At 70.9% G+C, this 23,908-nt stretch carries 22 protein-coding genes and 1 pseudogene; 16 read left to right on the top strand and 7 right to left on the bottom strand.

Annotated elements, in window-relative coordinates:
* Positions 1-47: 47 nt before the first annotated feature.
* Positions 48-2,639 carry a LuxR C-terminal-related transcriptional regulator gene (locus tag ACGFIW_RS04565; protein ID WP_393310910.1) on the bottom strand — a complete coding sequence of 864 codons (2,592 nt, stop codon included), beginning with the start codon at positions 2,637-2,639 and terminating at the stop codon, positions 48-50.
* Between the two features lie 258 nt (positions 2,640-2,897).
* Here ACGFIW_RS04565 and ACGFIW_RS04560 point away from each other — a divergent pair, with 258 nt between their 5' ends.
* A complete protein-coding gene (locus ACGFIW_RS04560; protein ID WP_393310909.1) occupies positions 2,898-4,085 on the top strand; it encodes an RNA ligase RtcB family protein in 1,188 nt (395 codons plus the stop codon).
* A complete protein-coding gene (gene prfH / locus ACGFIW_RS04555; protein WP_393310908.1) occupies positions 4,082-4,717 on the top strand; it encodes a peptide chain release factor H in 636 nt (211 codons plus the stop codon). Before ACGFIW_RS04560 ends, prfH begins: the two co-directional genes overlap by 4 nt.
* A 9-nt stretch (positions 4,718-4,726) precedes the next feature.
* Here the strand turns inward: prfH and ACGFIW_RS04550 are convergent, their stop codons facing one another.
* Complete coding sequence (locus ACGFIW_RS04550) at positions 4,727-5,602, bottom strand: alpha/beta fold hydrolase (protein ID WP_393310907.1); 876 nt, start codon at positions 5,600-5,602, stop codon at positions 4,727-4,729.
* Positions 5,603-5,829: 227 nt separating this feature from the next.
* Between ACGFIW_RS04550 and ACGFIW_RS04545 the strand changes: the two genes are divergently transcribed.
* Positions 5,830-6,660: a PIG-L family deacetylase gene (locus ACGFIW_RS04545; RefSeq protein WP_393310906.1), complete on the top strand. Its 831-nt coding sequence runs from the start codon at positions 5,830-5,832 to the stop codon at positions 6,658-6,660.
* 26 nt (positions 6,661-6,686) lie between these two features.
* On the opposite strand, the gene ACGFIW_RS04540 is transcribed toward ACGFIW_RS04545, so the two are convergent.
* Positions 6,687-7,118, bottom strand: coding sequence for a hypothetical protein (locus tag ACGFIW_RS04540; RefSeq protein ID WP_393310905.1), 432 nt, complete (start codon positions 7,116-7,118; stop codon positions 6,687-6,689).
* Positions 7,119-7,363: 245 nt separating this feature from the next.
* Between ACGFIW_RS04540 and ACGFIW_RS04535 the strand changes: the two genes are divergently transcribed.
* The 4 genes from ACGFIW_RS04535 to ACGFIW_RS04520 all read left to right on the top strand — a co-directional run bounded on the left by ACGFIW_RS04535 (position 7,364) and on the right by ACGFIW_RS04520 (position 10,522).
* Complete coding sequence (locus ACGFIW_RS04535) at positions 7,364-8,167, top strand: Scr1 family TA system antitoxin-like transcriptional regulator (protein WP_393310904.1); 804 nt, start codon at positions 7,364-7,366, stop codon at positions 8,165-8,167.
* A complete protein-coding gene (locus ACGFIW_RS04530; RefSeq protein WP_393310903.1) occupies positions 8,158-8,349 on the top strand; it encodes a DUF397 domain-containing protein in 192 nt (63 codons plus the stop codon). The genes ACGFIW_RS04535 and ACGFIW_RS04530 overlap by 10 nt, the downstream gene beginning before the upstream one ends.
* 434 nt (positions 8,350-8,783) lie before the next feature.
* Positions 8,784-9,977 carry an endo-1,4-beta-xylanase gene (locus tag ACGFIW_RS04525; RefSeq protein ID WP_393310902.1) on the top strand — a complete coding sequence of 398 codons (1,194 nt, stop codon included), beginning with the start codon at positions 8,784-8,786 and terminating at the stop codon, positions 9,975-9,977.
* A 203-nt stretch (positions 9,978-10,180) separates the two neighbouring features.
* On the top strand, positions 10,181-10,522 hold the full coding sequence (locus tag ACGFIW_RS04520) for a metalloregulator ArsR/SmtB family transcription factor (RefSeq protein WP_357553948.1): 342 nt from the start codon (positions 10,181-10,183) through the stop codon (positions 10,520-10,522).
* 4 nt (positions 10,523-10,526) lie between these two features.
* Here ACGFIW_RS04520 and argS read toward each other — a convergent pair whose 3' ends face one another.
* On the bottom strand, positions 10,527-12,245 hold the full coding sequence (argS, locus tag ACGFIW_RS04515; RefSeq protein ID WP_393310901.1) for an arginine--tRNA ligase: 1,719 nt from the start codon (positions 12,243-12,245) through the stop codon (positions 10,527-10,529).
* 390 nt (positions 12,246-12,635) lie between these two features.
* On the opposite strand from argS, the gene ACGFIW_RS04510 reads away from it, so the two are divergent.
* Together ACGFIW_RS04510 and ACGFIW_RS04505 are read left to right on the top strand one after the other, a co-directional pair.
* Positions 12,636-13,358, top strand: a complete 723-nt coding sequence (locus ACGFIW_RS04510) for a hypothetical protein (protein WP_393310900.1) — start codon at positions 12,636-12,638, stop codon at positions 13,356-13,358.
* A 123-nt stretch (positions 13,359-13,481) separates the two neighbouring features.
* Positions 13,482-14,162: a class I SAM-dependent DNA methyltransferase gene (locus tag ACGFIW_RS04505; RefSeq protein WP_393310899.1), complete on the top strand. Its 681-nt coding sequence runs from the start codon at positions 13,482-13,484 to the stop codon at positions 14,160-14,162.
* Here the strand turns inward: ACGFIW_RS04505 and ACGFIW_RS04500 are convergent.
* Positions 14,152-14,535 carry a hypothetical protein gene (locus ACGFIW_RS04500; RefSeq protein WP_393310898.1) on the bottom strand — a complete coding sequence of 128 codons (384 nt, stop codon included), beginning with the start codon at positions 14,533-14,535 and terminating at the stop codon, positions 14,152-14,154. The two genes, ACGFIW_RS04505 and ACGFIW_RS04500, sit on opposite strands and share 11 nt — an antisense overlap.
* Positions 14,536-14,785: 250 nt before the next feature.
* Complete coding sequence (locus ACGFIW_RS04495) at positions 14,786-15,277, bottom strand: MarR family winged helix-turn-helix transcriptional regulator (RefSeq protein WP_393310897.1); 492 nt, start codon at positions 15,275-15,277, stop codon at positions 14,786-14,788.
* Between the two features lie 109 nt (positions 15,278-15,386).
* Between ACGFIW_RS04495 and ACGFIW_RS04490 the strand changes: the two genes are divergently transcribed.
* From ACGFIW_RS04490 to sodN, 7 genes and pseudogenes are all read left to right on the top strand, one after another.
* Positions 15,387-16,436, top strand: coding sequence for an LLM class flavin-dependent oxidoreductase (locus ACGFIW_RS04490; protein ID WP_393310896.1), 1,050 nt, complete (start codon positions 15,387-15,389; stop codon positions 16,434-16,436).
* A complete protein-coding gene (locus tag ACGFIW_RS04485) occupies positions 16,429-17,457 on the top strand; it encodes an LLM class flavin-dependent oxidoreductase (protein WP_393310895.1) in 1,029 nt (342 codons plus the stop codon). Before ACGFIW_RS04490 ends, ACGFIW_RS04485 begins: the two co-directional genes overlap by 8 nt.
* Before the next feature lie 27 nt (positions 17,458-17,484).
* Positions 17,485-18,180 carry an NADPH-dependent F420 reductase gene (locus ACGFIW_RS04480; protein ID WP_393310894.1) on the top strand — a complete coding sequence of 232 codons (696 nt, stop codon included), beginning with the start codon at positions 17,485-17,487 and terminating at the stop codon, positions 18,178-18,180.
* Positions 18,181-18,386: 206 nt separating this feature from the next.
* Positions 18,387-18,836, top strand: a complete 450-nt coding sequence (locus tag ACGFIW_RS04475) for an iron chaperone (RefSeq protein ID WP_393310893.1) — start codon at positions 18,387-18,389, stop codon at positions 18,834-18,836.
* 167 nt (positions 18,837-19,003) lie between these two features.
* Positions 19,004-21,310 carry a hypothetical protein gene (locus ACGFIW_RS04470; protein WP_393310892.1) on the top strand — a complete coding sequence of 769 codons (2,307 nt, stop codon included), beginning with the start codon at positions 19,004-19,006 and terminating at the stop codon, positions 21,308-21,310.
* A 54-nt stretch (positions 21,311-21,364) separates the two neighbouring features.
* Positions 21,365-21,502: pseudogene (locus ACGFIW_RS04465) on the top strand (phosphatase); the annotation flags it as partial.
* 247 nt (positions 21,503-21,749) lie between these two features.
* Entirely contained in the window at positions 21,750-22,154 is a 405-nt protein-coding gene (sodN, locus tag ACGFIW_RS04460) for a superoxide dismutase, Ni (protein WP_393310891.1), read from the top strand.
* A gap of 78 nt (positions 22,155-22,232) precedes the next feature.
* On the opposite strand, the gene ACGFIW_RS04455 is transcribed toward sodN, so the two are convergent.
* Positions 22,233-23,771: a polysaccharide lyase family 1 protein gene (locus tag ACGFIW_RS04455; RefSeq protein WP_393310890.1), complete on the bottom strand. Its 1,539-nt coding sequence runs from the start codon at positions 23,769-23,771 to the stop codon at positions 22,233-22,235.
* Between the last annotated feature and the right edge of the window lie 137 nt (positions 23,772-23,908).

Here is a 23,908-nt window from a genome sequence, read left to right as displayed (position 1 = left end):
GACGGTGACGGCCGTGGTGCGTCGCGCGCCACGGCCGTCTCCGGCCCTCAGCCGACCAGGCGTAACGCGTCGGACAGCTCACGCCGGGACGTCACCGCGAGTTTGCGGTACGCCCGACCCAGATGTGTCTGCACCGTACGCACCGACAGCACCAACTGGTCGGCGATCTCCCGGTCGGACAGGCCACGGGCGGCGAACCCGGCGATCTGCGTCTCCCGTGCGGTCAGCCCCGCCGCCACCGCGGGGTCACCGGGTGCCGCGGTCCGCAGGCGGGTGCGCAGGTCGACGAAGAGCCGGGCGCTGTCGGACGAGCCGGTTCGCCGAGCGACCTCGTCGACAAGTTTCAGCGCCTCACCGCTCATGTTGACGTCGACCAGGCGGTGGGCGTGCTCAAGCAGCACCGTCGGGTTGCGGCCGGCCAGCGCGATCACCGCCCGACCGGCGGTGACGAGGCGGTCGGCGTCGACGTGGCCGATCGCTTCGGCGATGCGGCCCGCGTACCTGGTCGGCCCGGCGACCGGGTCGAGGTGTGCCGCGTAGATGAGGTAACCCAGCTCCACCAGCCAGCACCCGGACGTATGGGCGACGGCAATCGCCTCGTCCATCAACCGGGCGGCCCGCGTTCGCTGACCGGCCGCGGCGGCCACCGCGGCCGTCGCCCAGGGCCGCAGGCCCGGCACCAACGCGACCGCGTCGACGGGATGCTCCCGCAGCACCGCCTCGGCCTCGTCCGGGCGGCCGTCCTCGGCCAGGGTGATCGCGAGCCAGCCGGTGGCCTCGGACCGGAACAGCCCCTCCCCGTCGGCCTGCTGCGCGACGGCGTCCCGGAGCCGGCTGATGGCACCGGCCCGGTCACCGCTGACCCGCTGGGCGTAGCCGTCGAAGATCGGCCATGCGGTGTGGGACAGCCCGGAGACCAGCGGATCGTTGGACATCGGCCACCGTCCCGCCGCCGGGTCCGTGACCGGCCCGGTCGGGGTGGGCTCCCGCCACAGCTCGGCGAACGCCAGCGCCGCCCCGGCCATGCCACGGGCGAACGGCAGTGCCGACGAACCGGACCTCCGCACCGCCGCACGGCCCACCCGGGCCGCCTCCGCGGTGCGCCCGGTCAGGGCCAGCGCGGCCACCGACGCCAGCGTGACCCGCAACTGCCCGGCCGGCGGAGGTGTCGCACCCAGGAACTCGCGGGCGTCGTGCAGCGCCTGCGCCGCCTGCCCGCTGAAGAGTTGGACCACCACGGCGACCGCCGCCGCCTCGGCCCGACCGGCCGCGTCACCGGCGGCCTCGGCGTCCGCGCGAATCCGCAGCAGATCGTCGTACGCCTGCCGAGGCTCCCGCCCCACCCACGCCCGGTGCCTGGCCAACGCCACCCGGACGGTCACCTGCGCACCTCGGTCACCGGCGGCCTCGGCATCACGGAGTGCGGCGACAAGCGTCTCGTACGCCTCGGCGGTGCGGCTCTGCTCGATGAGGGCGGCGGCGAGCGCTACCGCCGCCGGTGCGCCGCCGCCGCGCTCGCGGGCCCGCCGGGCCAGCTGTTCCGAGGCGGTCGGATCCGCGTACAGGCAGAGGCTGGCCGACCGGAGCAGCTCGGCCGAGCCGACCGGTTGGCCGGCGTGCGCCGCCCACAGCGCGCTGGCCACCGTGTGTGCGCCCCGGGTCGTGCCCTGGGGCGTGCTGGCCAGCAGAGCGGCGGACACCCGGCGACGCCGGGCGGGCGACATCCGGCGGCGCACCACGGCACCGAGCATCGGGTGGCCCAGTCGTACCAGGATCTGGTCGTCGCTCTGTTCGCTGCGGACCATGCCGAGCTGTTCGAGATCGGCGACCAGCTCCGGTGACGCGGCCGCCTCCACGACGGGCAGCGGCAGGGGCCCGCCGAGGGCCAACGCGGCCAGCGCGTCCTCGCCGAGGCGGCCGACGCGGTCCAACTCCCGGTCGAGCAGGTCGGCCACCTGTGCCGGCACCGCGAGAGGAGCGCGCCACCGCCACTGGTCGGTGTCGCGCACCAGCGAGCCGACCTCCCGCCCGTGGTCGATCAGCGCGGCCGCCAGTTGCGGCAGCCCGCCCGTCCACTGCCACAGCAGCTGGGTGGTGGAGCGGCTGACCGGGCCGGACAAACGCTGTTCGGCCAGGGCACCGACGGCGTCCTCGGCGAGGGCCGGCACGATCAGCAGGGGTAGCCCGACGTCCTTCCACAGCGCGACCACCGCGTCCGGGGCCGGGACCCCGGACCGGACGGTGACCAGCGCGCGGACCGCACGGGCCTGGACCAGAGAGAGCAGCACGCCGGCGGACGGCCCGTCGAGCAGGTGGGCGTCGTCGACGACCAACACCGGGGTACGGCCGGAGCCGCACCGTTCGTGCAGGGCGGCCAGCACGGTGTTGTGCACCAGGGCCGGGTGCAGGGCTGGGTGACCGCCGCTGAGGAGTTGGCCGAGCGCACCGAACGGCACCTCCTTGCTCGCCGCGGTCGCGGTGATCCAGACCTCGCGGAACAGTCGGGGCGGCAGGTCGGCGACGGCGGCCCGGGCGAGGGCGGTGCGCCCCACACCGGCCGGGCCGAGAAGCACCGCACCGGCGGCCCGGACCAGTGCGGTACGGGCCTCCACGAGCAGGCCGTCACGCCCTGTCAGCATGCACGGATAGTGCACGAGCGACCGGCCACGGGCGATCAGTCATCTGACAGCTGTCGCGCTACCGTCAGTGCCCGGCCCGGCGTGCCCGCACGGCAGCGCCCGGTGCCTCGGAAAATCGCTTGTCGTTCGGGACGGACTGCACGAGAGTGGCGTCCATGACGTACTGACGGGACCACCCCCGCGCACCCGCCTCCGGTGACCTCTCCCGGAAGGCCGTGCCGTCGTCCGTTCCCGCGTCTGCGTGAGAAGTGAGCCTCCTTGTTCCCGCACCACTCCCCTGGGGAGTCCCTGCCCCCGTCCGCCCCGGCCACCATCACGGTGTTCGCCTCACCCGCGAGCTGGATCGAGTCCGCCGCGCTCGCGCAGTGCCAGCAGGTTGCCGCCCTCGACGGCATGATCCACGTCGCGGCCATGCCGGACCTGCACCCCGGCAAGGGCGCGCCCATCGGTGCGGCCATGGCCTCGACGGTGCTGTACCCGTTTCTGGTGGGCTCCGACATCGGCTGCGGCATCGCCGTGTTCCCCATCACGCTCAAGCGTGCCGTACCGGAGCGGCTCGCCTCCCGGTTCCCCGACCTCGACCGCGCGTTGCACCCGGAGCGCGACGCCGACGACCCGGCCTGGGCTCACGTGCCCGGTGACGTCCCGGCCGGTCACCTGGACGGCCTCGGGACGGTCGGCCGTGGCAACCACTTCGTCGAACTGGCCCGGGTCGACACCGTCCTCGACGCGGACCACGCGGGTCGTCTCGGGCTCGACTCCGGCGATCTCGTGCTCATCGTGCACAGTGGGTCCCGTGGCCTGGGCGAGCGGATCCTGCGGGCGCACACCGAGGTACACGGCGCCGGTGCCACTCCCGATCCCGCCGCCTACCTGGCGATGCACGACGAGGCCGTGCGCTGGGGTTCGCTCAACCGCCGGTTGCTCGCGGCCCGGGTCGCGTACGCGTTGGGGGCGGAGCCCAGCGCGCCGATCGTCGACCAGTGCCACAACCTGGTCGAGGTTTCCGACGGGGTCTACCTGCACCGCAAGGGCGCGGCCCCGGGCGACGGCCGGGACGTCCTCGTCGCCGGCACCCGGGGCACGGCCTCCTATCTGGTGGCCGCCCACGCCGGGCCGGAGGCCAACCACTCGGTGGCACACGGCGCCGGCCGCAAGATGTCGCGCGCCGACGCCCTGCGGCGGGGCCGGGCCAAGCACACGGTCGAGGAGCTTCGTCGTACTCCGGTGGGTTCGCTTGTGGTGTGTGGCGACCGGCAACTGCTGTTCGAGGAGGCGCCCACGGCGTACAAGCGCATCGAGCAGGTGATCGCCGATCTGGTCGAGCACCGGTTGGCCACGCCGGTGGTCAGCACGACTCCCCTGGTCACCTACAAGACACCAGATCTCGGGTCCACCTCCCGCGCCGAACGGCGGGGCCACCGCGTCGGGCGGGGGCGGTCGTGAGCGTGCTCCTGCTGCTGTCCGCCGGTCGCGGCCCCGCCGAGTGCGCCTGGGCACTGGGCCAACTCCTGCACCGCCTGACCGGGGACGGCACCCGCCGAGGTCTGACGATCGACACCGTTCAGGTGTCGCCCGGCGATCGGCCCGGCACCTACCGGTCGGCGCTCATCCGGATCACCGGCGCGGACGCCGACGCGTTCGCGGCCTCGTGGACCGGGACGCTGTGCTGGCAGGCCCCGAGCCCCTACCGGGCGGGCACGGGCCGCAAGAACTGGTACGTCACCGCCCAGCCGCCGCAACCCGACGCCACGCCGACGACGTTCGCCGAGGCGGACGTCGACATCGTGGCCTGCCGGACCGGCGGTCCGGGTGGTCAGCACCGCAACAAGGCCAGCACGGCGGTACGGGCGACGCACCGTCCCTCGGGCATCGTCGTCGTGGTGGACGAGGAGCGGCAGTTCAGCCTCAACCGGCGAATCGCCCTGCACCTGCTGCGGCGGCGCGTCGAGCACGGCGACGAGGCGGCCCGGCGTGCCGTCACCACCGCCCGGTGGCGCGTGCACGACGACCTGGTTCGCGGCGACCCGGTGCGGGTGGAACGTCCGGAGCCCCCGCGTCCGGGCCGCCGGGGATAGCGACAGGGGTCAGACGTCCAGCACCGCGTCCGCGAACGCCCGGGGCGCCTCCTGCGGCAGGTTGTGCCCGACTCCGCCGCCGACGGTCCGGTGTTCGTACTGCCCGGCGAACTGCTTGCCGTAGACGCTGGGCTCCAGGTGGGGCGCGCCGTTGGCGTCGCCCTCCATCGAGATGCTCGGCACCGTGATCTTCGGTTTGGCGGCCAGCCGCTTCTCCACCTCGTCGTACTGCGACTCGCCGGGGGCGAGGGCCAGCCGCCACCGGTAGTTGTGGATCACGACGTCCACGTGGTCGGGATTGTCGAACGCGGTCGCGCTGCGGTCGAAGGTGGCATCGTCGAACGACCACTTCGGGGACGCGGTCTGCCAGATCAGCCTGGCGAACTCGCGCCGGTTCCTGTCGTACCCGTCCCGGCCGCGCTCGGTGGCGAAGTAGTACTGGTACCACCACGCCAGTTCCGCCTTCGGTGGCAGCGGCACCCTGCCCGATGCCTGGCCGTCGATCAGGTAGCCGCTCACCGAGACCAGCCCTCGGCAGCGCTCGGGCCACAGCGCGGCCACGACGTCTGCCGTACGCGCACCCCAGTCGAACCCGGCCAGCTTCGCGCTGTCGATCTTCAGGACGTCCATGAGCGCGATGAGGTCGAGCCCCAGGGCCGCCGGTTCGCCGTTGCGCATGGTGTCGTCGGAGAGGAACCGGGTCGTGCCGTAGCCCCGCAGGTGCGGTACGACGACCCGGTGACCGGCGGCGGTGAGCAGCGGCACGACGTCGACGAAGCTGTGGATGTCGTACGGCCAGCCGTGCAGGAGGATCACCGCGGGGCCGTCGGGCGGCCCCGCGTCGACGTATCCGATGTTCAGGACCCCTGCGTCGACCTGTCTCACGTCATCGAACGATGCCCCCGTGCCGGCCCCCGCCATCGCACCTCTCCCCGCGTCCCGACCTCCCGGATGTGCTGGCCACGTCTCACCGTAGAGCTGAGGCCAGGCGGGTGAGCAGGGTTCACACATGGTCGGCAACAACCGATCCGGGCTGGCTATGATGCGCCCGGTTCCGGCGACTACGCCGCCCTCCGCGACCCTGGGCGGGGAGCCGACCGTAGGGTGATGGCATGGCTGAGCGACCTCTGACCCTGATGGCGGTGCACGCCCACCCCGACGACGAGGCGACGAGCACCGGTGGCGTCCTTGCCCGCTATGCCGCGGAGGGGATCACGACGGTGCTGGTGACCTGCACCGACGGGCGGTGCGGTGACGGCCCCGGTGGGGTCAAGCCGGGCGACCCGGGGCACGACCCGGCCGCCGTCGTGGCCATGCGCCAGGCCGAGTTGGCGGCCAGCTGCGCGGTGTTGAAGGTCAGCCACCTGGAAACCCTGGGGTACGCGGACTCCGGCATGATGGGCTGGGCGACCAACGACCAGCCCGGCGCGTTCTGGACGACGCCGGTGGCGGAAGCGGCCGGCCGCCTCGCGGAGCTGATCAGGCAGTACCAACCTGACGTGATCGTCACCTACGACGAGAACGGCTTCTACGGCCACCCCGACCACATCCAGGCGCACCGGATCACCATGGCCGCGGTCGAGCAGACCGGCACCCCGGCGAAGGTGTACTGGACCACGGTGCCCCGCACCGCGTTCGAGCAGTTCGGCCAGATCATGCGGGAGCTCGGCGTCGAGTGGGACGCACCGGACCCGGAGGCGGAGCCGATGCCGCAGCTCGGCCTGCCCGACGACGAGATCAGCACCTGGGTGGACACCAGCGCCTTCGGGGCGCAGAAGTTCGACGCCCTGGCCACCCATGCCAGCCAGACCGAGAACATCTTCTTCCTGCAACTGGGCCGGGAGCGGTTCACCGAGCTGATGGGTGTGGAGACCTTCGTCCGGGTCCGGGACCGCACCGACGCGCCACTCCCCGAGGACGACCTCTTCGCCGGCCTGCGCTGAATCTTGCGACCTGCTCGTCCAGGCGGTCAGAGCATCTCGGCGCGGCGGGGTCGGCGGGAGATCGACAGCCACCCGAGGAAGCGGCGGTGCAGCGCTCGTACGTCGGGACGTGCGCCGAGGGCGTACAGGTCGTCGATCGCGTCTTGCAGGTTCGACGCCAGGTAGAACGAGAGGGCGATCGAGTGGCCGTAGAACTCGGTCGCGAGGTGAAGCTGCGCCGGGTTGCACGGCCAGGGCGCGGCGCAGTTGCGGCACAGCCACGCGGGGCGCATCGGGAGATGGGCGCGGGTGACGCGGGAGGTCCAGCGGCGGGTGCGGCGATCGGCCGGCGGCGGCAGGCCGGCGGGCGGGATCATCGGTCCGGGCGGCCAGGGGTCAAACGGCGCTATCGGTACGTCGGGGTTGGCGGGCGGCGTCGGCTCACGTTTTGGCTTTGGCGTCGGCTTCTCGTCGGGCACAGTTCTCCCCCTGCTTCCGTTGGGAAGGGGCCGCCCCATGAGTGCTCGCCCCGCAGAGGGCCCCGGTGCGAACGCGTCCGCCGGATTCGGGTCCCGACCGGCCGCGTCGTCTGGTTCCACTCTTGTGCGTGACCGCCTAGTGTCGGAAGGTGCTCGACCACGTTGGAGAGACCGCGACGGCCAACGTTTGCCCTGGTGAGGGGACACGGGGGCACGTGGGCTAGAGGTGGGGAAGGGCTGGGGACATGAGCATGACGGCTGCCGAGATCCTGCTCGATGAGCTGCGGCACGCTCGTGCCTCACGCGGGCTCAGTCAGGACGACTTCGGCAGGCTCATTAGCTATTCAGGTACGCACGTCAGCGCCGTTGAGACTGGTTCGCGTCCGCCGACGGGCGACTACGCCACGGCCATCGATCGCGCGCTGAAGACCGGAGGAATATTCGGTCGACTGCTCGATCGGCTCTCCGACCTTGACGCCGCGCCACTCTGGCTGCGTGAGTGGATCACTTTCGAGCAGCAGGCCCGCACGTTGCGATGGTGTGAGGTCGCGTGGGTGCCGGGTCTCTTGCAGACCGAGGCGTACGCCCGTGCCGTGTTCGCCAGCGACGGCAGGGTTAGCGCCGAGGAGGTCGAGACGCGGGTAGCTGGAAGGCTTGCCCGGCAAAAGATCCTCACCAGTGACGACCCACCGCGCCTCGTCGCCGTCCTGGACGATGCCGCCCTTCGGCGTCCCGTCGGCGGCGCGGCTGTGATGCGTGAGCAACTGTTCCACCTGGCGCAGCTCAACCAGGACCGGCGGCGCGTGAGAATCCATGTCGTTCCACGCGGGGTCGGCGCGTACGCTGGCCTCGACGGGCCGTTCGTCCTCGCGACCCTGCCGGATTTGGTTGATGTGGGCTACCTCGACAACCGGCTCCGGGGTCAGGTGGTCGAGCGGACTGCCGAGGTAGCGGCCCTGCGTGAGCAGTGGGAAGCCATCCTCGCCGAGGCGCTGACCCTGCAACAGTCCACCGAGCTGATAACGGAAGCGGCAAAGTCATGGACCTAACCGGTGCACGCTGGCGCAAGAGCACCCGCAGCGGCAGCAATCAAGGGGCCTGCGTAGAGGTCGCCGACAACCTTCCCGGCGTCGTCGGCGTACGGGACTCGAAGGATCCGGCCGGGCCGGCGCTGGTCTTCGCGCCGGAGTCTTGGCGGGCCTTCGTTGGTCAGGTCGCCAAGCGGTCCTAAGCAACGCCAGGCGCACGAAGCGCCCGCCCCCCGATATCGGAGGCGGGCGCTTTATGTTGTGCGGAACGACGCGCCAGGCACAGCGCTACGTGTGCCCGAACCTGCACAGTCTGCCGCGAGGGCCATCTGCTTCGCCGCTCGCCGACAAAGATCGTCCGCACTTGTCGGCAGGCAGGTACCGCCGAACGGGCTCCGGAAGTTTCGCGGCGACCCCAGCGAGCCCTCCGCAGGTCATATGACGAATTTCCGGAAGTTTTCAGCGTTGACGCCCGGACATCGACGGCCTTAACGTTTCGAGCAGGTTTCCGGTCACCGGCCGGAACCACCGGCCCCTGATCCCGCACCCGGGCCCCCGACCCCGCTCCCATCCGCCAACACCGGACCCGCACCTCATTGATCGATCTTTGTCGATCAAGGTCTGGAAGGGAAGGCACATGAAGCTGAGACAGTGGACGACCGTCGGCGCGGTCGCCGTCGCGACCGTCGCCGCGCTGAACACGGTGCCCGCCACCGCGAGTCGGCCGTACGACCCCACCGCGCAGAGCCTCGGCGCCCTCGGCCTGCGCCACGGCCTCCAGGTCGGCACCGCGGTCAACACGGATGCCCTCAACGACGCCGCCGACCCGCGCTACCGCGCGCTGGCCTCCTCCGAGTTCACCTCGGTCACCGCCGAGAACGTGATGAAGTGGGAGGTTCTGGAGCCCACCCGCGGCACCTACGACTGGGCGGCAGCCGACCAGCTCATCGATTTCGCCAAGCGCAACCGGCAGAGCGTGCGCGGCCACGTACTGGTCTGGCACAACCAGCTGCCCGGCTGGTTGACCAGCGGAGTCGCCGACGGCTCCATCAGCAAGCAGGAGCTGCGCGAGCTGCTGCGCAAGCACATCACCACGGTCGTCAACAGGTACAAGGGCAAGATCTGGCAGTGGGACGTGGTCAACGAGGCGGTCAGCGACCCCTGGGACACCCCGTCGACCCTGCACTACAAGGGCTTCTGGGCCGAGAACCTCGGGCCCGGCTACATCGCCGACGCGTTCCGCTGGGCGCGGGCCGCCGACCCCAAGGCCCTGCTGTTCTACAACGACTACAACATCGAGGCGTTCGGCTCCGGCAACCCGGCGGACGACAAGACCCAGTTCGTCTACGACATGACGAAGGGCCTGCTCGCCCAGGGCGTGCCGATCGACGGCGTCGGCGCGCAGGGCCACCTGGGCACCCAGTACGGCAACTTCGACACCCTCCAGGTGACCGCCGCGTTGAAGAAGTTCGCCGGGCTCGGCGTCGCGACCGCGTTCACCGAGGTCGACGTCCGCAGCCAGATGACCGAGGCCGTCCGGGCCGGCAACGCCGACGAGATCAACCCCCGCCTCCAGGCGTCGGCCGCCAACTTCAGCGTGCTGATGAAGGCATGCCTCGCCGTGCGCAGCTGCCTGTCGTACACGGTCTGGGGTTTCAGTGACAACCATTCGTGGGTGCCGGGCTGGTTCGACGACCCGCCGGAGGGCCTGGCCACCATCTACGACGAGAACTACCAGCCCAAGCGGGCGTACCACGAGCTGAAGTCGGATCTGATCTTCGCTGGCCCGCCGTACGTCCTGCCCCGCGTCACCCCCAGACCTCGCCGCTGACCTCCGGTAGCGGCTGACTCGACGGCATGTCCGTCGGCGTAGGGCCGTGTGGGGCTTGGCGGAGCCCCACACGGCCACTACGTGACCACGTTCAGTCGCCCCGTGTCGCCATCCGGACGCCATCGGAGTATTGATGTCGGTTTTACCGGCTTATCGATCGCGTTGGTGTCACTATGGCAGGCGTGGGAACTGCGAAAACTGCCATGCCTGCGATCTCGCCGCTGACCGGCGATCCAATCAAGCGGGCCGATGCCGAACGGCTCGCGGGGGTGCTGAAGGCCTTCGCCGATCCGGCCCGACTGCGTCTGCTCAGCCTGATCCAGTCCGCGCCCGAAGGTGAGGCGTCCGTCAGTGACCTCACCGGGGCGCTCAACCTCTCCCAGCCGACGGTGAGTCATCACCTGCGAATCCTCACCGAGGCTGGGCTACTCGAACGCGACAAGCGCGGCGTGTGGGCCTACTACCGCCTGGTGCCCGCCGCGATCGCCCAGATCGCGGACCTCCTGACGCCGCCCCGAAAGCGGGCGACGAAGAGGACCCGCTGACCCCTCACATCCGCTCCGGGGAACGGATGCCGAGCAGGTGCAGCCCCTGCCGCAGCGTCCGGGCTGTCAGCTCGGCCAACAACAGCCGGCTCTCCCGCAGCTCGTCCGGGGCCCGCAGCACCGGGCAGCGTTCGTAGAACGCGTTGAACGCGGTGGCGAGCCGGTGCAGGTAGCCGGCGAGGTGATGAAACTCGAGGTTTCGCTCCACCTCGCCGACCACCGCCGCGAAGCCGAGCAGCTCGACCGCGAGCGCGCGCTCCGCCGCGGACGTGAGCACGATGGGCGTGTCCGGGCGCGCGGGTGCTCCGGCGCGCCGGAACACCGACCGGATCCGGGCGTACACGTACTGGAGGTACGGCGCGGTGTTGCCGTCCAGGGCAAGCATCCGCTCCCAGTCCAGGACATAGTCCTTCCTCCGATCGGTGGCCAGGTCGGCGTACTTGATCGCGCCGATCCCCACCGCGCGACCGATCTCGGCGGCGGCTTCGGCGTCCAACTGCGGGTTTCTCCTGCGGGCCAGGTCGGTGGCGCGGGCGACCGCCTCCTCCAGCAGCCCGACCAGCTTCACCGACTCGCCGGCCCGGCTGCGCAGCATCCGCCCGTCGGCCCCGAGGATCGACCCGAAGCCCAGATGCTCGGCCCGGGCCGGCGGGCACAGCCAACCGGCCGCCCGGGCGACCGCGAACACCATCGCGAAGTGCTGCCGCTGCGGCAGCCCGACCACGTACAGCAGCCGGGTCGCGCCCAGCTCACCGACGCGCTGCCGCAACGCGGCCAGATCGGTGGCCGGGTAGCCGTACCCCCCGTCGCTCTTGCGGACGATGAGCGGCACCGGTTCGCCGTCCCGGCCGGTGAACCCGGCCGGGAAGACACAGTCGGCCCCACCGCTGGGCACCAGCAGGCCCAACCGGCCCAGGTCGTCGACGACCCCCGCGAGCAGATCGTTGTAGGCGCTCTCGCCCCGGAAGTCGTCCCCGGACAACGTCACGTCGAGCAGGTCGTAGACGGTCAGGAAGTACCGCTCGGACTGCGCCACCAGCAACCGCCACAGCCGCAGCGTCCGCTCGTCGCCGCCCTGCAACGCGACCACCCGCAGCCGCGAGCGTTCCCGGAACGTCTCGTCGGCGTCGAACTTGACCCGCGCCGCCCGGTAGAAGCCGTCCAGGTCACCCATCGACAACTCGTCCGCCGCCCCGGCCTCGCCGAGGTCGGCCAGGTGCTCGATCAGCATGCCGAACGGTGTCCCCCAGTCACCCAGGTGGTTGACCCGCACGACCCGGTGCCCCAGCCAGTCCAGCAGCCGGACCGCCGCGTCCCCGATGACTGTGGAGCGGAGGTGCCCGACGCGCATCTCCTTCGCCACGTTCGGCGCCGAGTAGTCGACCACCACCGTCTGCGGGGCCGCCGTCGCCGGCACGCCGAGCCGAGCGTCGCCGGCCAGCCCGGCGACCAGGTCGGCAAGTGCCAGGTCGGAGACGGTGAGGTTGATGAAGCCCGGCCCGGAGACCTCCGCCGACACGCAGACGTCGTCGAGCACCGCGTGCGCCAGCACCGCGGCGGCGATGACGCGCGGCGGGCGGCCGAGCCGCCGCGCCAGCGCCAGCGCCGCGTCGGATTGGAAATCCGCTCGCGGGGAGCGCCGCACGAGCGGGTCGACCGGGCCGCCGGCCACCGCCGCGAACGCCGGCGCCAGCCGGTCGGACAACAATCTTTCAAGATCCATGAGTACGCCGATCTCACTCGGACCCGCACTGTCACGCAGGTCTCTGACGACAGGAGATGCGGGGCGGACCGAGGACGACAGGCACACGACCGGCGGCTCGATCCGCCGGTCGCGGGAACAGGTCAGCGCGGGCGGGCGACGGATCGCCGGCGTCGCCGTGCACCGACCTGGACGTCAGACGACGCTCCGGTGCACTGGGCGATCACGCTGGTCATGCGGACAGCCTAGCCAGCAGGCGGAGGTGTCGACATCCCGATTACCAGCAGCGGGTGAGCGTCCGACGGCCGCGCACCGTCGTTTGGGACGGTGCCCCATCGGGAACTGCCCCCACATCGACGAAAGGTGATCATGAGCCGACACACACCGCCATCGCCCGCCCGAATGCGACGCGTGCTTGCGCTGATCCCGCTACTGGGCACCATCACCGTTGCCGCCGCCTGCACCAGCACCGAGGACAGGCCCGGGTCGACCCCGTCCACCGCGGCGCCGACGTCCGCGTCGGCAGCTCTGGATCCGACCGGCCAGGTGTCGCCGAGCGCGAGCGGCCCGACCACCATCCCGACATCGGCCTTCTTCGAGTTGCCCACCGAGCTGCGAAAGTCTCCCCGTCGGACGCTGCCCGTCGAGGACGCCCTGCCGAAGTTGTGTGCCAACGAGTTCGGCACCGGAGGCCGGCAGGTGACGGCGAGCGCCGCGATGACCGTCACCTACCAGTCGGCGGGCGCCACCGCCGGCGATGTGGCGCAGGGGACGATCCACCAAACCATCTTCACCTTCGACGGCGACGGCGCCACCGCGTACATGGCACGTCTGCGTACCGCCCTGGAGGCGTGCCCCACCTACCAGCAGTTCGGGAACCGGGCCACCGCCAAGAGCAAGGCCGTGCCCGGTGTCGGCGACGAGGCGCTGCTGCTGACCCGCACGTGGCCCGAGACGAGCCTGAACGGCGAACACACCGGCCGCGAGGCGACCAGCCAGATCGCGGTGGCACGCGTCGACACAGTGGTGACCGTGTTCGACGACCAGGGCTGGGAGGGCACCAGCGGTAACCCCGCCGTCCTGGACCGGGCCCTGCGTGAGGGTGTCCGGACCATCGACGCCTGGCAGGGGTAGTCCCCTCCGGTCCCGGGGTCTTCGGCGCGTCCAGTGCTCTGCCGCGATCGGTCCCGGTGGCGCACGCGCCGAAGACCCGCCGCTGGCGAAGTGGTGGCTCACCGCCTTGCGATGATGCGGTCCGTGACCTCCTCCTCCCCCGATCCGCTCGACCTGCGTGGCGTACGACGTGCCTACGACACCGTCGCCGAGGACTACGCCACCCTCCTGCCAGACACCCGCGCCGAGGCCGCACTCGACCTCGCCATCGTCGACGCGTTCGCCGAGGCGGTGACATCGGGCGGCGACCCCCGGGTCCTCGACGCCGGCTGCGGCCCGGGCCGGATGAGCAGGTACCTCACCGACCGTGGGTGTCTGGTGCACGGCGTCGACCTGTCACCGGGCATGATCGCCCGCGCCCGGCGGGACCACCGCGACCTGATGTTCGCCGTGGGCTCGCTGACCGCCCTGCCCTACCCGGACGCCCGGTTCGCCGGTGTGCTGCTGTGGTATTCCACAATCCACACACCTCCCGCCGGGCAGGCGCGCGTCTTCGCCGAGGCGGCCCGGGTGCTTCGCCCAGGTGGCCACCTGCTCGTCGGATTCCAGGCCGGTGACGGCACACGCGACCTGTCCGCGGCCTACCGCCGCCGGTTCGGGCACGAGATCCAGTTGGCGCGACACCGCTACCCGCCGGATCGGGTCGCCGCCGAGATCGAGGCCGCCGGCCTGCGGGAGGAGTGCCGCCTGGTGCGACGCGCTCGGGGCACGGAGAGGGACGACCGGGCGTTCCTGCTGGCCACGGCTCGTCGCGTCAGCGGTTGAAGGCGAGGTAGAGCCCCAGGCCGAAGTTGACCACCAGGACGATCGCGCCGACCACGGCGAACGCGCGCTGCCAGGCCGTCCACCGGACCTTCCTCTTCGACGCGGCGAAGCCCGCCTCCTGCACCCGGACCGCGGCGATGTTGTCGCGTTCCCTGGTGTCTCGAAGATCCGAGGTCACACTGGCAGTGAACACGGCCGCGTTGGCGCGAAGCTCCTCGGTGAGACTCTGCAACGCCCGGGTCATCGAGTCGATCGAACCGTTGATGTGCCGCAGGTGCTCGTCGTGCCCGTCCAGACGCTGCTCGACCCGGCCGGCATCGAGACCGCGGTTGTAGGCGGCCGCCTTTTCGTTGGTGTCTTCCGGGCTCGTCATCATCGTCTCGGCGGGCACGACGAGGCGGCATCGGCCCCGCGCGCCGGTGTGCCCTCCATGGCGACCCGTCGCAAGGGTCGGCGCCGGAGGGCGGTGCTGGTGGTACGCATGGACGGAACCTCCTCCCGACCACCGCGCCGCCGGTTGGTCGTGCCTCAGTGGTACCACTCCAGCATCGCTAACACCACTGTCCAGATCCGACAAACTCCCAGGTCAGAGCATCGCAGACGTCCCCCGCTGGGGTGGGTGGTCAATCCTCGCGTAGGGCGTCGAGGCGCGCTCGCAGCGCCGCCGCGATCTCGCCCGCCGCGCCGATCTGGTCCGGCGTGAGGGCGTCGACGAAGAGTTCACGAATGGCGCGCAGGTGGGGAAACGTGGCTTTGCCGAACGCCTCGGCGCCGGCAGTGGTGAGCAGTACCTCCGCCCCCCGGGGGACTGTCGCGCACTCCTGGCGGCGGATGAGGCCGCGCCGCTCCATCCGCCCCAGATGGTGGGAGAGGCGGCTGCGTTCCCAGCCGATGTGCGACGCGAGTGCGGACGAGCGCATCGCCTGCTCCGGTGCCTCGCTGAGAGCGAGCAGGACGGCGTAGTCCCCCGTCGACAGGGAGGAGTCGCCCTGGAGACGGGATTCGAGCCGGGAACCCAGCGCCGCAGTCGTCTCGATGAAGTCCCGCCAGATCCGCAGCTCCTGCGCCGTCGGCAGTTGGCGTCCTCCCCGCCGGGCAGGTGTGGTCTCCGTCATGCCATTCTCCCGGGAATTGACGTGTCAATCGCCAAGTTAGCATCATTGACACGTCAACCGATAGGTCCGCTCCCGCGGATCTCCCACGGGGAGCACCGAGGAGGACACGATGACAGCCGCAGATTTCGAACTGGGGCTCAACTCGTTCGGGGAGGTGGCCACCGACGGCGACCGGGTCCTGAGCGACGCCGAGACCGTACGGCTCCTCGTCGAGGAGGCACGACTCGCCGAGTCGGTCGGGCTCGACGTGTTCAGCCTCGGTGAGCACTACCGGGAGGGCCACAACGACTCGGCCACACCCGTGTTGCTCGCGGCAGCCGCGACGGCGACCGAGCGGATTCGCCTCGGCACCTCGGTCACGGTGCTCAGCACGAACGACCCGGTACGCCTCTACCACGAGTTCGCCACCCTCGACGCCGTGTCCGACGGCCGCGTCCAGATGGTCCTCGGACGCGCGTCGGCGACCGAGTCGTTTCCGCTGTTCGGCTACGACCTGGCCGACTACGAGCGGTTGTTCGAGGAGAAGTTGGACCTCTTCCTCCGGCTTCAGCGCGACGAATCGGTCACCTGGTCCGGAACGGTACGAAGTCCCCTCACCGGCCAGCGCCTGCATCCCCGGATGCGGCCCGGCGGCATCCCGACCTGGATCGGCGTCGGGGGCAGCCCGAACTCGGTGATCCGCGCCGCCCGGTACGGTCTCCCGCTCCTGCTGGCGATCATCGGTGGGCGACCACAGCGGTTCGCCGGCCACGTCGACCTCTACCGCAAAGCGCTCGAACAGTTCGGGCATACCCCGCAGCCAATCGGGCAGCACTCCCTCGGCCTTGTCGCAGACACCGACGAGGAGGCGGTGGAGACGTGGTGGCGGTACTGGCAGCCGGTCGCGGCGGCGCTCGCCGCGGAACGCGGCTTCTACAAACCGGACCGCGCACGCTACGAGGCCGAAATCGACCACGGCGCGCTCTTCGTCGGGTCGCCCGAGACGGTGGCCCAGAAGATCGCCACGGTCGCCCGCGACCTGCGGCTGAGCCGCTTCGATCTGAAGTACGACATCATGCACCTGCCCCGCGAGGCACGCGCGCGCACGATCCAACTGCTCGGCAGTGCGGTCGCACCGCGAGTCCGGGAGCTGCTGGCGAAGGAGCCCACCCATGTCTGATCTCTCGTTCGGCCTGGACACGTTCGGCGACGTACCGCAGGACGACACCGGCAAGCTCGTCTCCCACGCCGCGGCGATCCGCCAGGTCGTCGACGAGGCCGTGCTCGCCGACCAGCTCGGGGTCGACGTCATCGCGCTGGGCGAGCACCACCGGCCGGAGTACTCGGTGTCGACGCCGGAGACGGTGCTTGCGGGCATCGCCACCCGTACCTCACGGATCCGACTGGCCTCCGGCGTGACAGTGCTGAGTTCGGACGACCCGGTCCGGGTGTTCCAGCGTTTCGCCACGGTGGACGCGTTGTCGCAGGGCCGGGCCGAGGTCATCCTCGGTCGCGGCTCGTTCACCGAGTCGTTCCCCCTCTTCGGCTACGACCTGCGCGACTACGACACGCTGTTCGAGGAGAAGATCGAGCTGTTCGTCAAGCTGCTCGACGAGAAGCCGGTCACCTGGAGCGGCACCCTGCGTGCCCCGCTGGAGAATGCCGACGTCTTTCCCAAGACGGAGTCGGGACACCTGAGCACCTGGGTCGGCGTGGGCGGCTCACCACAGTCGGTCGTCCGCACCGCCCAGTACGGGCTCCCCCTCATGCTCGCCATCATCGGCGGCGCTCCCGAACGCTTCGCGCCCTACATCGACCTGTACCGCCGGGCGGCCGACCAACTCGGCACGACCGCGCACCCGGTCGGCATGCACTCGCCCGGCTTCATCGCGGACACCGACGAGCAGGCCAAGGAGATCTACTGGCCGCACTACCGGATCATGCGGGACCGGATCGGCAAACTGCGCGGCTGGCCACCGATCCGCCGCCAGGAGTTCGACTCCGAGGTGGAGAACGGCTCCCTCTACATCGGCTCGCCGGAGACCGTGGCCCGGCGGATGGCCCGCGCGATCCGCAGCCTCGGCGTCGGACGGTTCGACCTCATCTACTCGGCCGGCGCCCAACCGGTCAGTGCCCGGATGCGGGCCGTGGAACTGTACGGCTCCAAGGTGATCCCCATGGTCCGCGAGCTGCTGGCCTGATCAGCACGTCAGAACCGAGAGGACGACATGTTCGACAACGACCGACCCCAGACCCTTGGTGTGCTCGGGGCCGGCAAGGTGGGCACGGTGCTCGCCCGGCTCGCCGTCGCCGCCGGCTACCGGGTGCGGGTCGCCGGCTCCGGCGACCCGGCGAAGATCGCCCTCACCGTCGAGGTGCTCGCTCCGGGGGCGTCGGCCACCACGGCGGCCGACGCGGTGGCCGAGGCCGACATCGTGATCCTCGCCCTGCCGCTGGGTAAGTACCGCAGCGTTCCCGCCGAGGCACTGCGCGGCAGGCTCGTCGTCGACGCCATGAACTACTGGTGGGAGATCGACGGCATCCGCGACGACCTCACCGACCCGCGTACCTCGTCAAGCGAGATCGTCCAGGCGTTCCTGTCCGGGTCCCGGGTCGTCAAGGCGTTCAACCACATGGGCTACCACGACCTTGAGGACGAGGCGCGGCCGGCGGGATCGGCCGGCCGCAAGGCCATCGCGATTGCCGGCGACGACGCCACGGACCTCGCCACGGTCGGGGCCCTCGTGGACGCGCTGGGTTTCGATCCGGTCGTCGCCGGCCCCCTGGCCGAGGGCGTACGTCTCGAACCGGGCAGCGAGTTGTTCGGTGCCAACGTGAGCGCCGACGAGGTGCGGGCCATGCTCGACCGCTTCCCTGACTCCGAGCGTGGACGGACCATTGCCGCTGCCCGGGAGGCGTCGTAGTCGTCGGGCTCCTACCGCGCCCCGTGGGCGTACCGGAAGGTGGCCGCCGCCTGACCGCGGCCGGGGCGACCCGCGGTCAGCGCTGGTCGGGTGCGGAAGCGGCCTACCGATCAGGAATCGAGAAGCCCGGCCGGTGTCGCCCGGTCTAGCCTTTTCCCAGGTCGCCGGCAGCACGCCGAGACCGGACGACGAGAGGGAGCCCGCGAATGTCCGCGATGACCACCACGACCGGGTCCGACGGTTTCAGCCCGGAGGAGCGGGCCGCGATGAAGGAGCGCGCCGCCGAGTTGCGCGCCGAGGGCAAGAAGGGCGCGAAGAAGGCCGACGGGCTACAGGCGATCCTGGACCGGATCGCGCAGATGGAACCGGACGACCGGGCGCTCGCCGAGCGCGTGCACGTGACGGTCACCGCCGCCGCCCCGGATCTGTCACCCAAGACGTGGTACGGGATGCCCGCCTACGCGAACGCCGACGGCAAGATCGTGGTCTTCTTCCAGGACTCCGGCAAGTTCAACTACCGCTACTCGACCCTGGGCTTCCAGGACGCGGCCAACCTCGACGACGGCGACCTGTGGCCGGTGGCGTACGCCCTCCAGAAGTGGAGCCCCGCGGTGGAGAAGAAGGTCGTCGAGCTGGTGCGGGCGGCGATCTCCTGACCGTCGTCCCCCCTTGCCGCGAGGTCCGGCGGGGCAGCGGAACGATGTCGTAGTTATCGACATGTGAAAATGCCCCATTGCCTGCCGGAGACGGGTGGATTCCCGTCGGAAGGGCCAGTCATGATCCCGTGCGGGGTGACGACCCGTCACCCCGGACGGGGAGAACAATGCTTCACAGACCATCATTCGTCGGCACCCGCGCCGCACTGGCACGCCGGGTTGCCGGCGCGACCGCCGGGGTGACCCTGGTCGCCGCCACCGCGGTCGGCGTGCCCGGGCCGGCCCTCGCCGCGGTGGGCGCGGCCGCACCCACCGCCGCCGCGGACAGCGCGACCCGCCTGCCCGACGTCACCGACGTCTTCGACACCGCCGCCGGAGGCGGCAGGGTCTTCGTCTCCACGACGGACCGGGTGCTCGTCGCCGATTCGACAGGCACCGTCACCGACACGGTGGGTGGGCTCGCCGGCGCGCGCGGCCTCGCGATCACGCCCAGCGGCGACCGCCTCTACGTGGCGCTGTACGACGGCGGTGCGGTGGCCGAGATCGACACCAGCACCGGGGAGGTCGTCCGCAGAATCGACATCGGGCAGCGTTGCCCCCGGCACCTCGCGCTCTCCGGCAGCCGAGTCTGGGTCGGCTACGGCTGCGAGCGCAGCGGGGCGGGCGGAGCGCTGACGCTTGACCTCGCCGCCGCCTCCCCCACCGTCGTCAGCATCACCGACAACCTGTTCGGTGCCCCGGCTGTCGCCGCGGCCGGCGGCGTGCTGGCCCTCGGAGAGACCGAACTGCACCCGTCGACGGTCCACGTCTACTCCGTCGACGGCCAGCAGGCCACCGAGCGCGGCACGATCGAGGTGCCCGTGCTCGGCGACCTGACGCTCAACCCGGAGGGCTCGCTGCTGGTGGCCGCCTGGGGCGGGGAGTCCGAGGCTCTCGCCTACGACACCGCCACCCTCGCCGAGGTGCACCGCTACGGCGGCTCGTCAGGATGGCCGACGGCGGTGGCGTTCAGCCCGGACGGTCGACACCTCGCTGCCGGCCACTACGTCCCCGAAGGCCCGGCGCTGATGATCCACGACACCGTCAGCGGCAAGGTGATCAACACGGCCAGCACCGAGCTGGGTCAGATGGTTCTCGGCACCGCGACCGTCCTCGGCAGGGACGTCTTCGCGGTCATCGAGCGCGAGGGCGCGTTCCGGCTCTGGCACGTGGTCGACGCGACGCTTCCGACGTCGGCCATCTCCCTGACCGCGCCCACCTCCGGCACCGCGCTCGACCCACTGCGCATCACCGGCCGGCTCACCCTTGCCGACGGCACCGACCCGGGGGTGCAGGAGCTTCAGGTCACCCGCACCATTCCGGACGGCACCTGGGTCGTCCTCTCGGCCACCACGGCGGCCGACGGCAGCTTCACCCTCACCGACGTCCCCCCGCTGAGCGGGCACCTCCGCTACGACGTCTACTGGAATCCGACAGGCAACTACCACGGCAGCACGGCCTCGGCCACGGTTCCGGTGGCCGGGCGCGCCGCGACGCTCACCCTCGGCGGGCCGGGTAACGGCAGGGACGGCAGGCAACTGTCGCTCTCCGGCGTCCTGGGCCTCGACGGCAGGGCTCCCGCGCAACCGCAGACCCTGGCGGTGACCCGGGCGATCTGGAACAACCGCCTCGACGGTGCCGTCGAGCAACTGCCGAACGTCACCACCGACAGCCGCGGTGCCTTCACCCTCCTCGACACGCCCAGCCAGGGCGGCCGGTACGTCTACACCGTCACCTGGCACGGCGACTCGGTGTACGCGTCGCCGTCCGCCAGCCACGAGGTCACGGTGTCGTCCACGGACTCGCACGTCGCCGGGCAGGTGGCCGACCCGGCGTACATCGGGGTGCCGTTCCGGGTCACCGGCGCCGTCACCTACGACGTCGGCGCGTGCCAGGGCCCGACGGTGGTGCACGTGAGCCGGCGGGTCGACGGCGGCGCGGCGAGCCGACTGCCGGACGTCACCACCGACGCCTCCTGCGGTTTCGGTTTCGACGACACCGTGAGCAGGACGGGGCCGGTGGCCTACACCGTGACGTGGGCCGGCAACTCCACCCACCGGAGGAGCACCGGCACCGTCTCCGGCACCGTGCAGAAGCAACCGTCCTACATCGAGGCCACCTCTCCCGACCGCACCCTTCTCAACGGGCAGCAGGCGGTCATCGAGGGCAGGGTCACCGATCTCAACGGCGGGTCGATCAGCGGGCGGTGGAAGCTGACCGTGCGGCGGATCGGCCCGGACGGCTCCGAGGTCACCCTCCCGGGCGTGACCACCGCCGCCGACGGCACCTTCTCCTACCGCGACTCGCTGCCGACCATGGACGCCAGCACCTACCCGCAGTTCCAGTACGAGTTCTCCTGGTCCGGCACCGCCACGTACCGGGCGACCACCGGACATGTCTTCTTCTACATCGTGCCGCCCGACTGCGATTGCTGACGCGGTCGCGATGCCGCCCGCCCGGTCGACCGGGCGGGCGGCATCATGTCAGACATGTCGATCAGTGATCACGCGCTGGCCATCGAGGCGGCGGAGGCCGGAGCCGCGGTCGTCCGCTCGCAGTACGGGTCATCGCTGGCCCGTTTCCCGAAGACCGCCGCCGACGAGCGGACGCACGCTGCCCTCCTGGCTCTCATCGACAACCAGCGGTGACTCTCGGGCCGACGGCCACGGCACGAGGGCCTGGGCTCGCCCCCGCGACCATCCGGGCCGGGGACGTGCGCGGCGGCGAACATGATCCGACCCACCCCTTGACATGAAGTCAAGTTCAGGTTTTAGCGTCCCCTTGTCGATCAGGTCGCGGCCCGGGAGGCGGACGGGCGGTAGGGCTGTCCGGCCGGACGTTCGTCACCTTCGCACCGCTGTCGGAAGGACCCTGATGCATCTGCCACGCCCACGTCGCCCGCGCATCGTCGCGAGCGCGCACTGCGATCTGCCCTGCGGCGTCTACGACCCGGCCCAGGCGCGGATCGAAGCCGAGTCGATCAAGGCGATCGCCGAGAAATACCAGGCCAGCACCGATCCGGAATTCCGGACCCGGGCGCTGATCATCAAGGAGCAGCGCGCCGAGCTGGTCAAGCACCACCTCTGGGTCCTGTGGACCGACTACTTCAAGGCCCCGCACTTCGAGGCGCACCCCGAACTGCACGGCCTGTTCAACGAGGCCACCAAGCTGGCCGGGGCCGGCGGCGCGAAGGGAACCGTCGACCCGGCGGTCGCGGAGCAGCTCCTGGCGAAGATCGAGGAGATCTCGAAGATCTTCTGGGAGACGAAGCAGAGCTGACCAACCGCCGAGGTGTTCGGCTGACAGGTGCTCGCGCGTGGCGGGAGCGACAGGTTGCGCCGCTCCCGCCCGCGCACGCTAGCTGGCGTACGTCTCGAACTCGCCGACCCGCGGCGTACCGCCGGAGCTGTTGATCCTGAAGTTGATCTTGCTGAGGGCGGTCGAGGAGAACGTGATGGAGCCCGCCCCGCTGCCGGAGGCCAGGACGGCCCCGTTGTCGTTGTTGATGAGCTGCCAGGCCCCGATGGAGCCCTGGGTCCCGGACGGCTCACGGATGACCACTCGGGACACCCGCGTCGCGGAGCCCCACTTGATCGAGATGGTGCCGGTCGCTCCGGCCGGCGACCAGTAGGTGCCGATGTTGCCGTCCCGCACGTTGCCGTAGCTGGTCCCGCTGGCCTTGCTGGACCCGTCGGCACCGGCGCCGAGGCTGAGGTTGGTCCCGCCACCCGGCGGCGGCGTGGTCGGCGGGGCGCTCGTCGGCGGCGGCGTGGTCGGCGACGGACTCTGCGGCGAGCAACTGCCGTTCGACACCCGCAGACCCGTGTTGGGGCCCGCCGTCTGCCGGACCACGTCCGGGACACAGCTCGCCCCGTCGAGGCTGTACGCGTACGGGATGGTGACAGTGGTGTTGGACGTCGGGTTGGGGCCGGCGGGGTAGTTGTCGCTGCCGGTGCCGGACCAGGTGACGTTGTCGAAGATGTTGCCGCTCACCTGCCAGTAGCCGCGCTGGTCGGTGTAGAAGGTGCCCAGCACGTCCTTGGAGTTCTGGAAGTAGTTGTTGTCGACCTTCGCCTTCGCCCCGGCCCGGGAGTTGATGCCCGACTCGCGCAGGCTCACGTAGTGGTTGTTGTAGATGTGGGCGGTGCCGCCGCGCAGCAGCGGCGTCCGGGAGTCGATGTTCTCGTACCGGTTGTGGTGGTAGGTGATGAAGCTGTTGGAGAGGTCGGTCTCGCTGGACCCGACGAGGCCGCCGCGCCCGGAGTTGCGCAGGATGCTGTAGGACAGGGTGACGTACTGGGTGTTGTCCTTCATGTCGAAGAGGCCGTCGTACCCCTCCGACTCCCCGCCCGACGCCTCCAGCGTGACGTGGTCGACCCAGACGTTGCGGACCGTGCTCTCCATGCCGATGGCGTCCCCGCCGTTGGAGATGGGCGAGCCGGACTTCTTGACGTTCCGGACCGTCACGTTCTGGATGATGATGTTGCTGGAGTCGCGGATGTGGATGCCGAGCTGGTCGAAGACCGCCCCACTGCCGACACCGATGATGGTGACGTTGCTGATCTGCTTGAGCTCGATCACGCCGGCGGCCGTGTTGCAGCTCGCCCCCGACACCTTGGCGGTGTTGCCGTGGTTGATGGTCCCGGTGACCTCGATGGTGATCGGGGTGCTGCTGCTGGGGCGACCGCAGAGCGCCGCGTGGATCGCGGTGCCCGTGGTGGCGCGCACGGTCTGCCCGCCCGCACCGCCGGTGGTCCCGCCGTTCTGGGTGGCATAGCCGGTGGCGCTGCCGGCCGCCGCCGACGCCTGCGGGGTCGGCAGGGCCACCGCGACCGCGATCCCGACGGCCGCCGTGGCCAGCACCGCCTGAAGTCGCAGAGCGACATGTCTTTTCATCTCGCCTCACCTTCACATTCGAGAGGTCCATCGCCGGATGGCGGCCCGTGGGACCGCGCGCTTGCTCGGTGGAAACCCTGCCGACCGCTCGACATCACCGACGGCCTGCCGGCATCCGCCTCGCCCTGATAAGCGCA

This window comes from Micromonospora sp. NPDC048935 (assembly GCF_043197875.1).
Lineage (GTDB): Bacteria > Actinomycetota > Actinomycetes > Mycobacteriales > Micromonosporaceae > Micromonospora.
The sequence above is the reverse complement of the archived record's forward strand: the minus strand, read 5'-3'. Positions and strand labels throughout refer to the sequence as shown.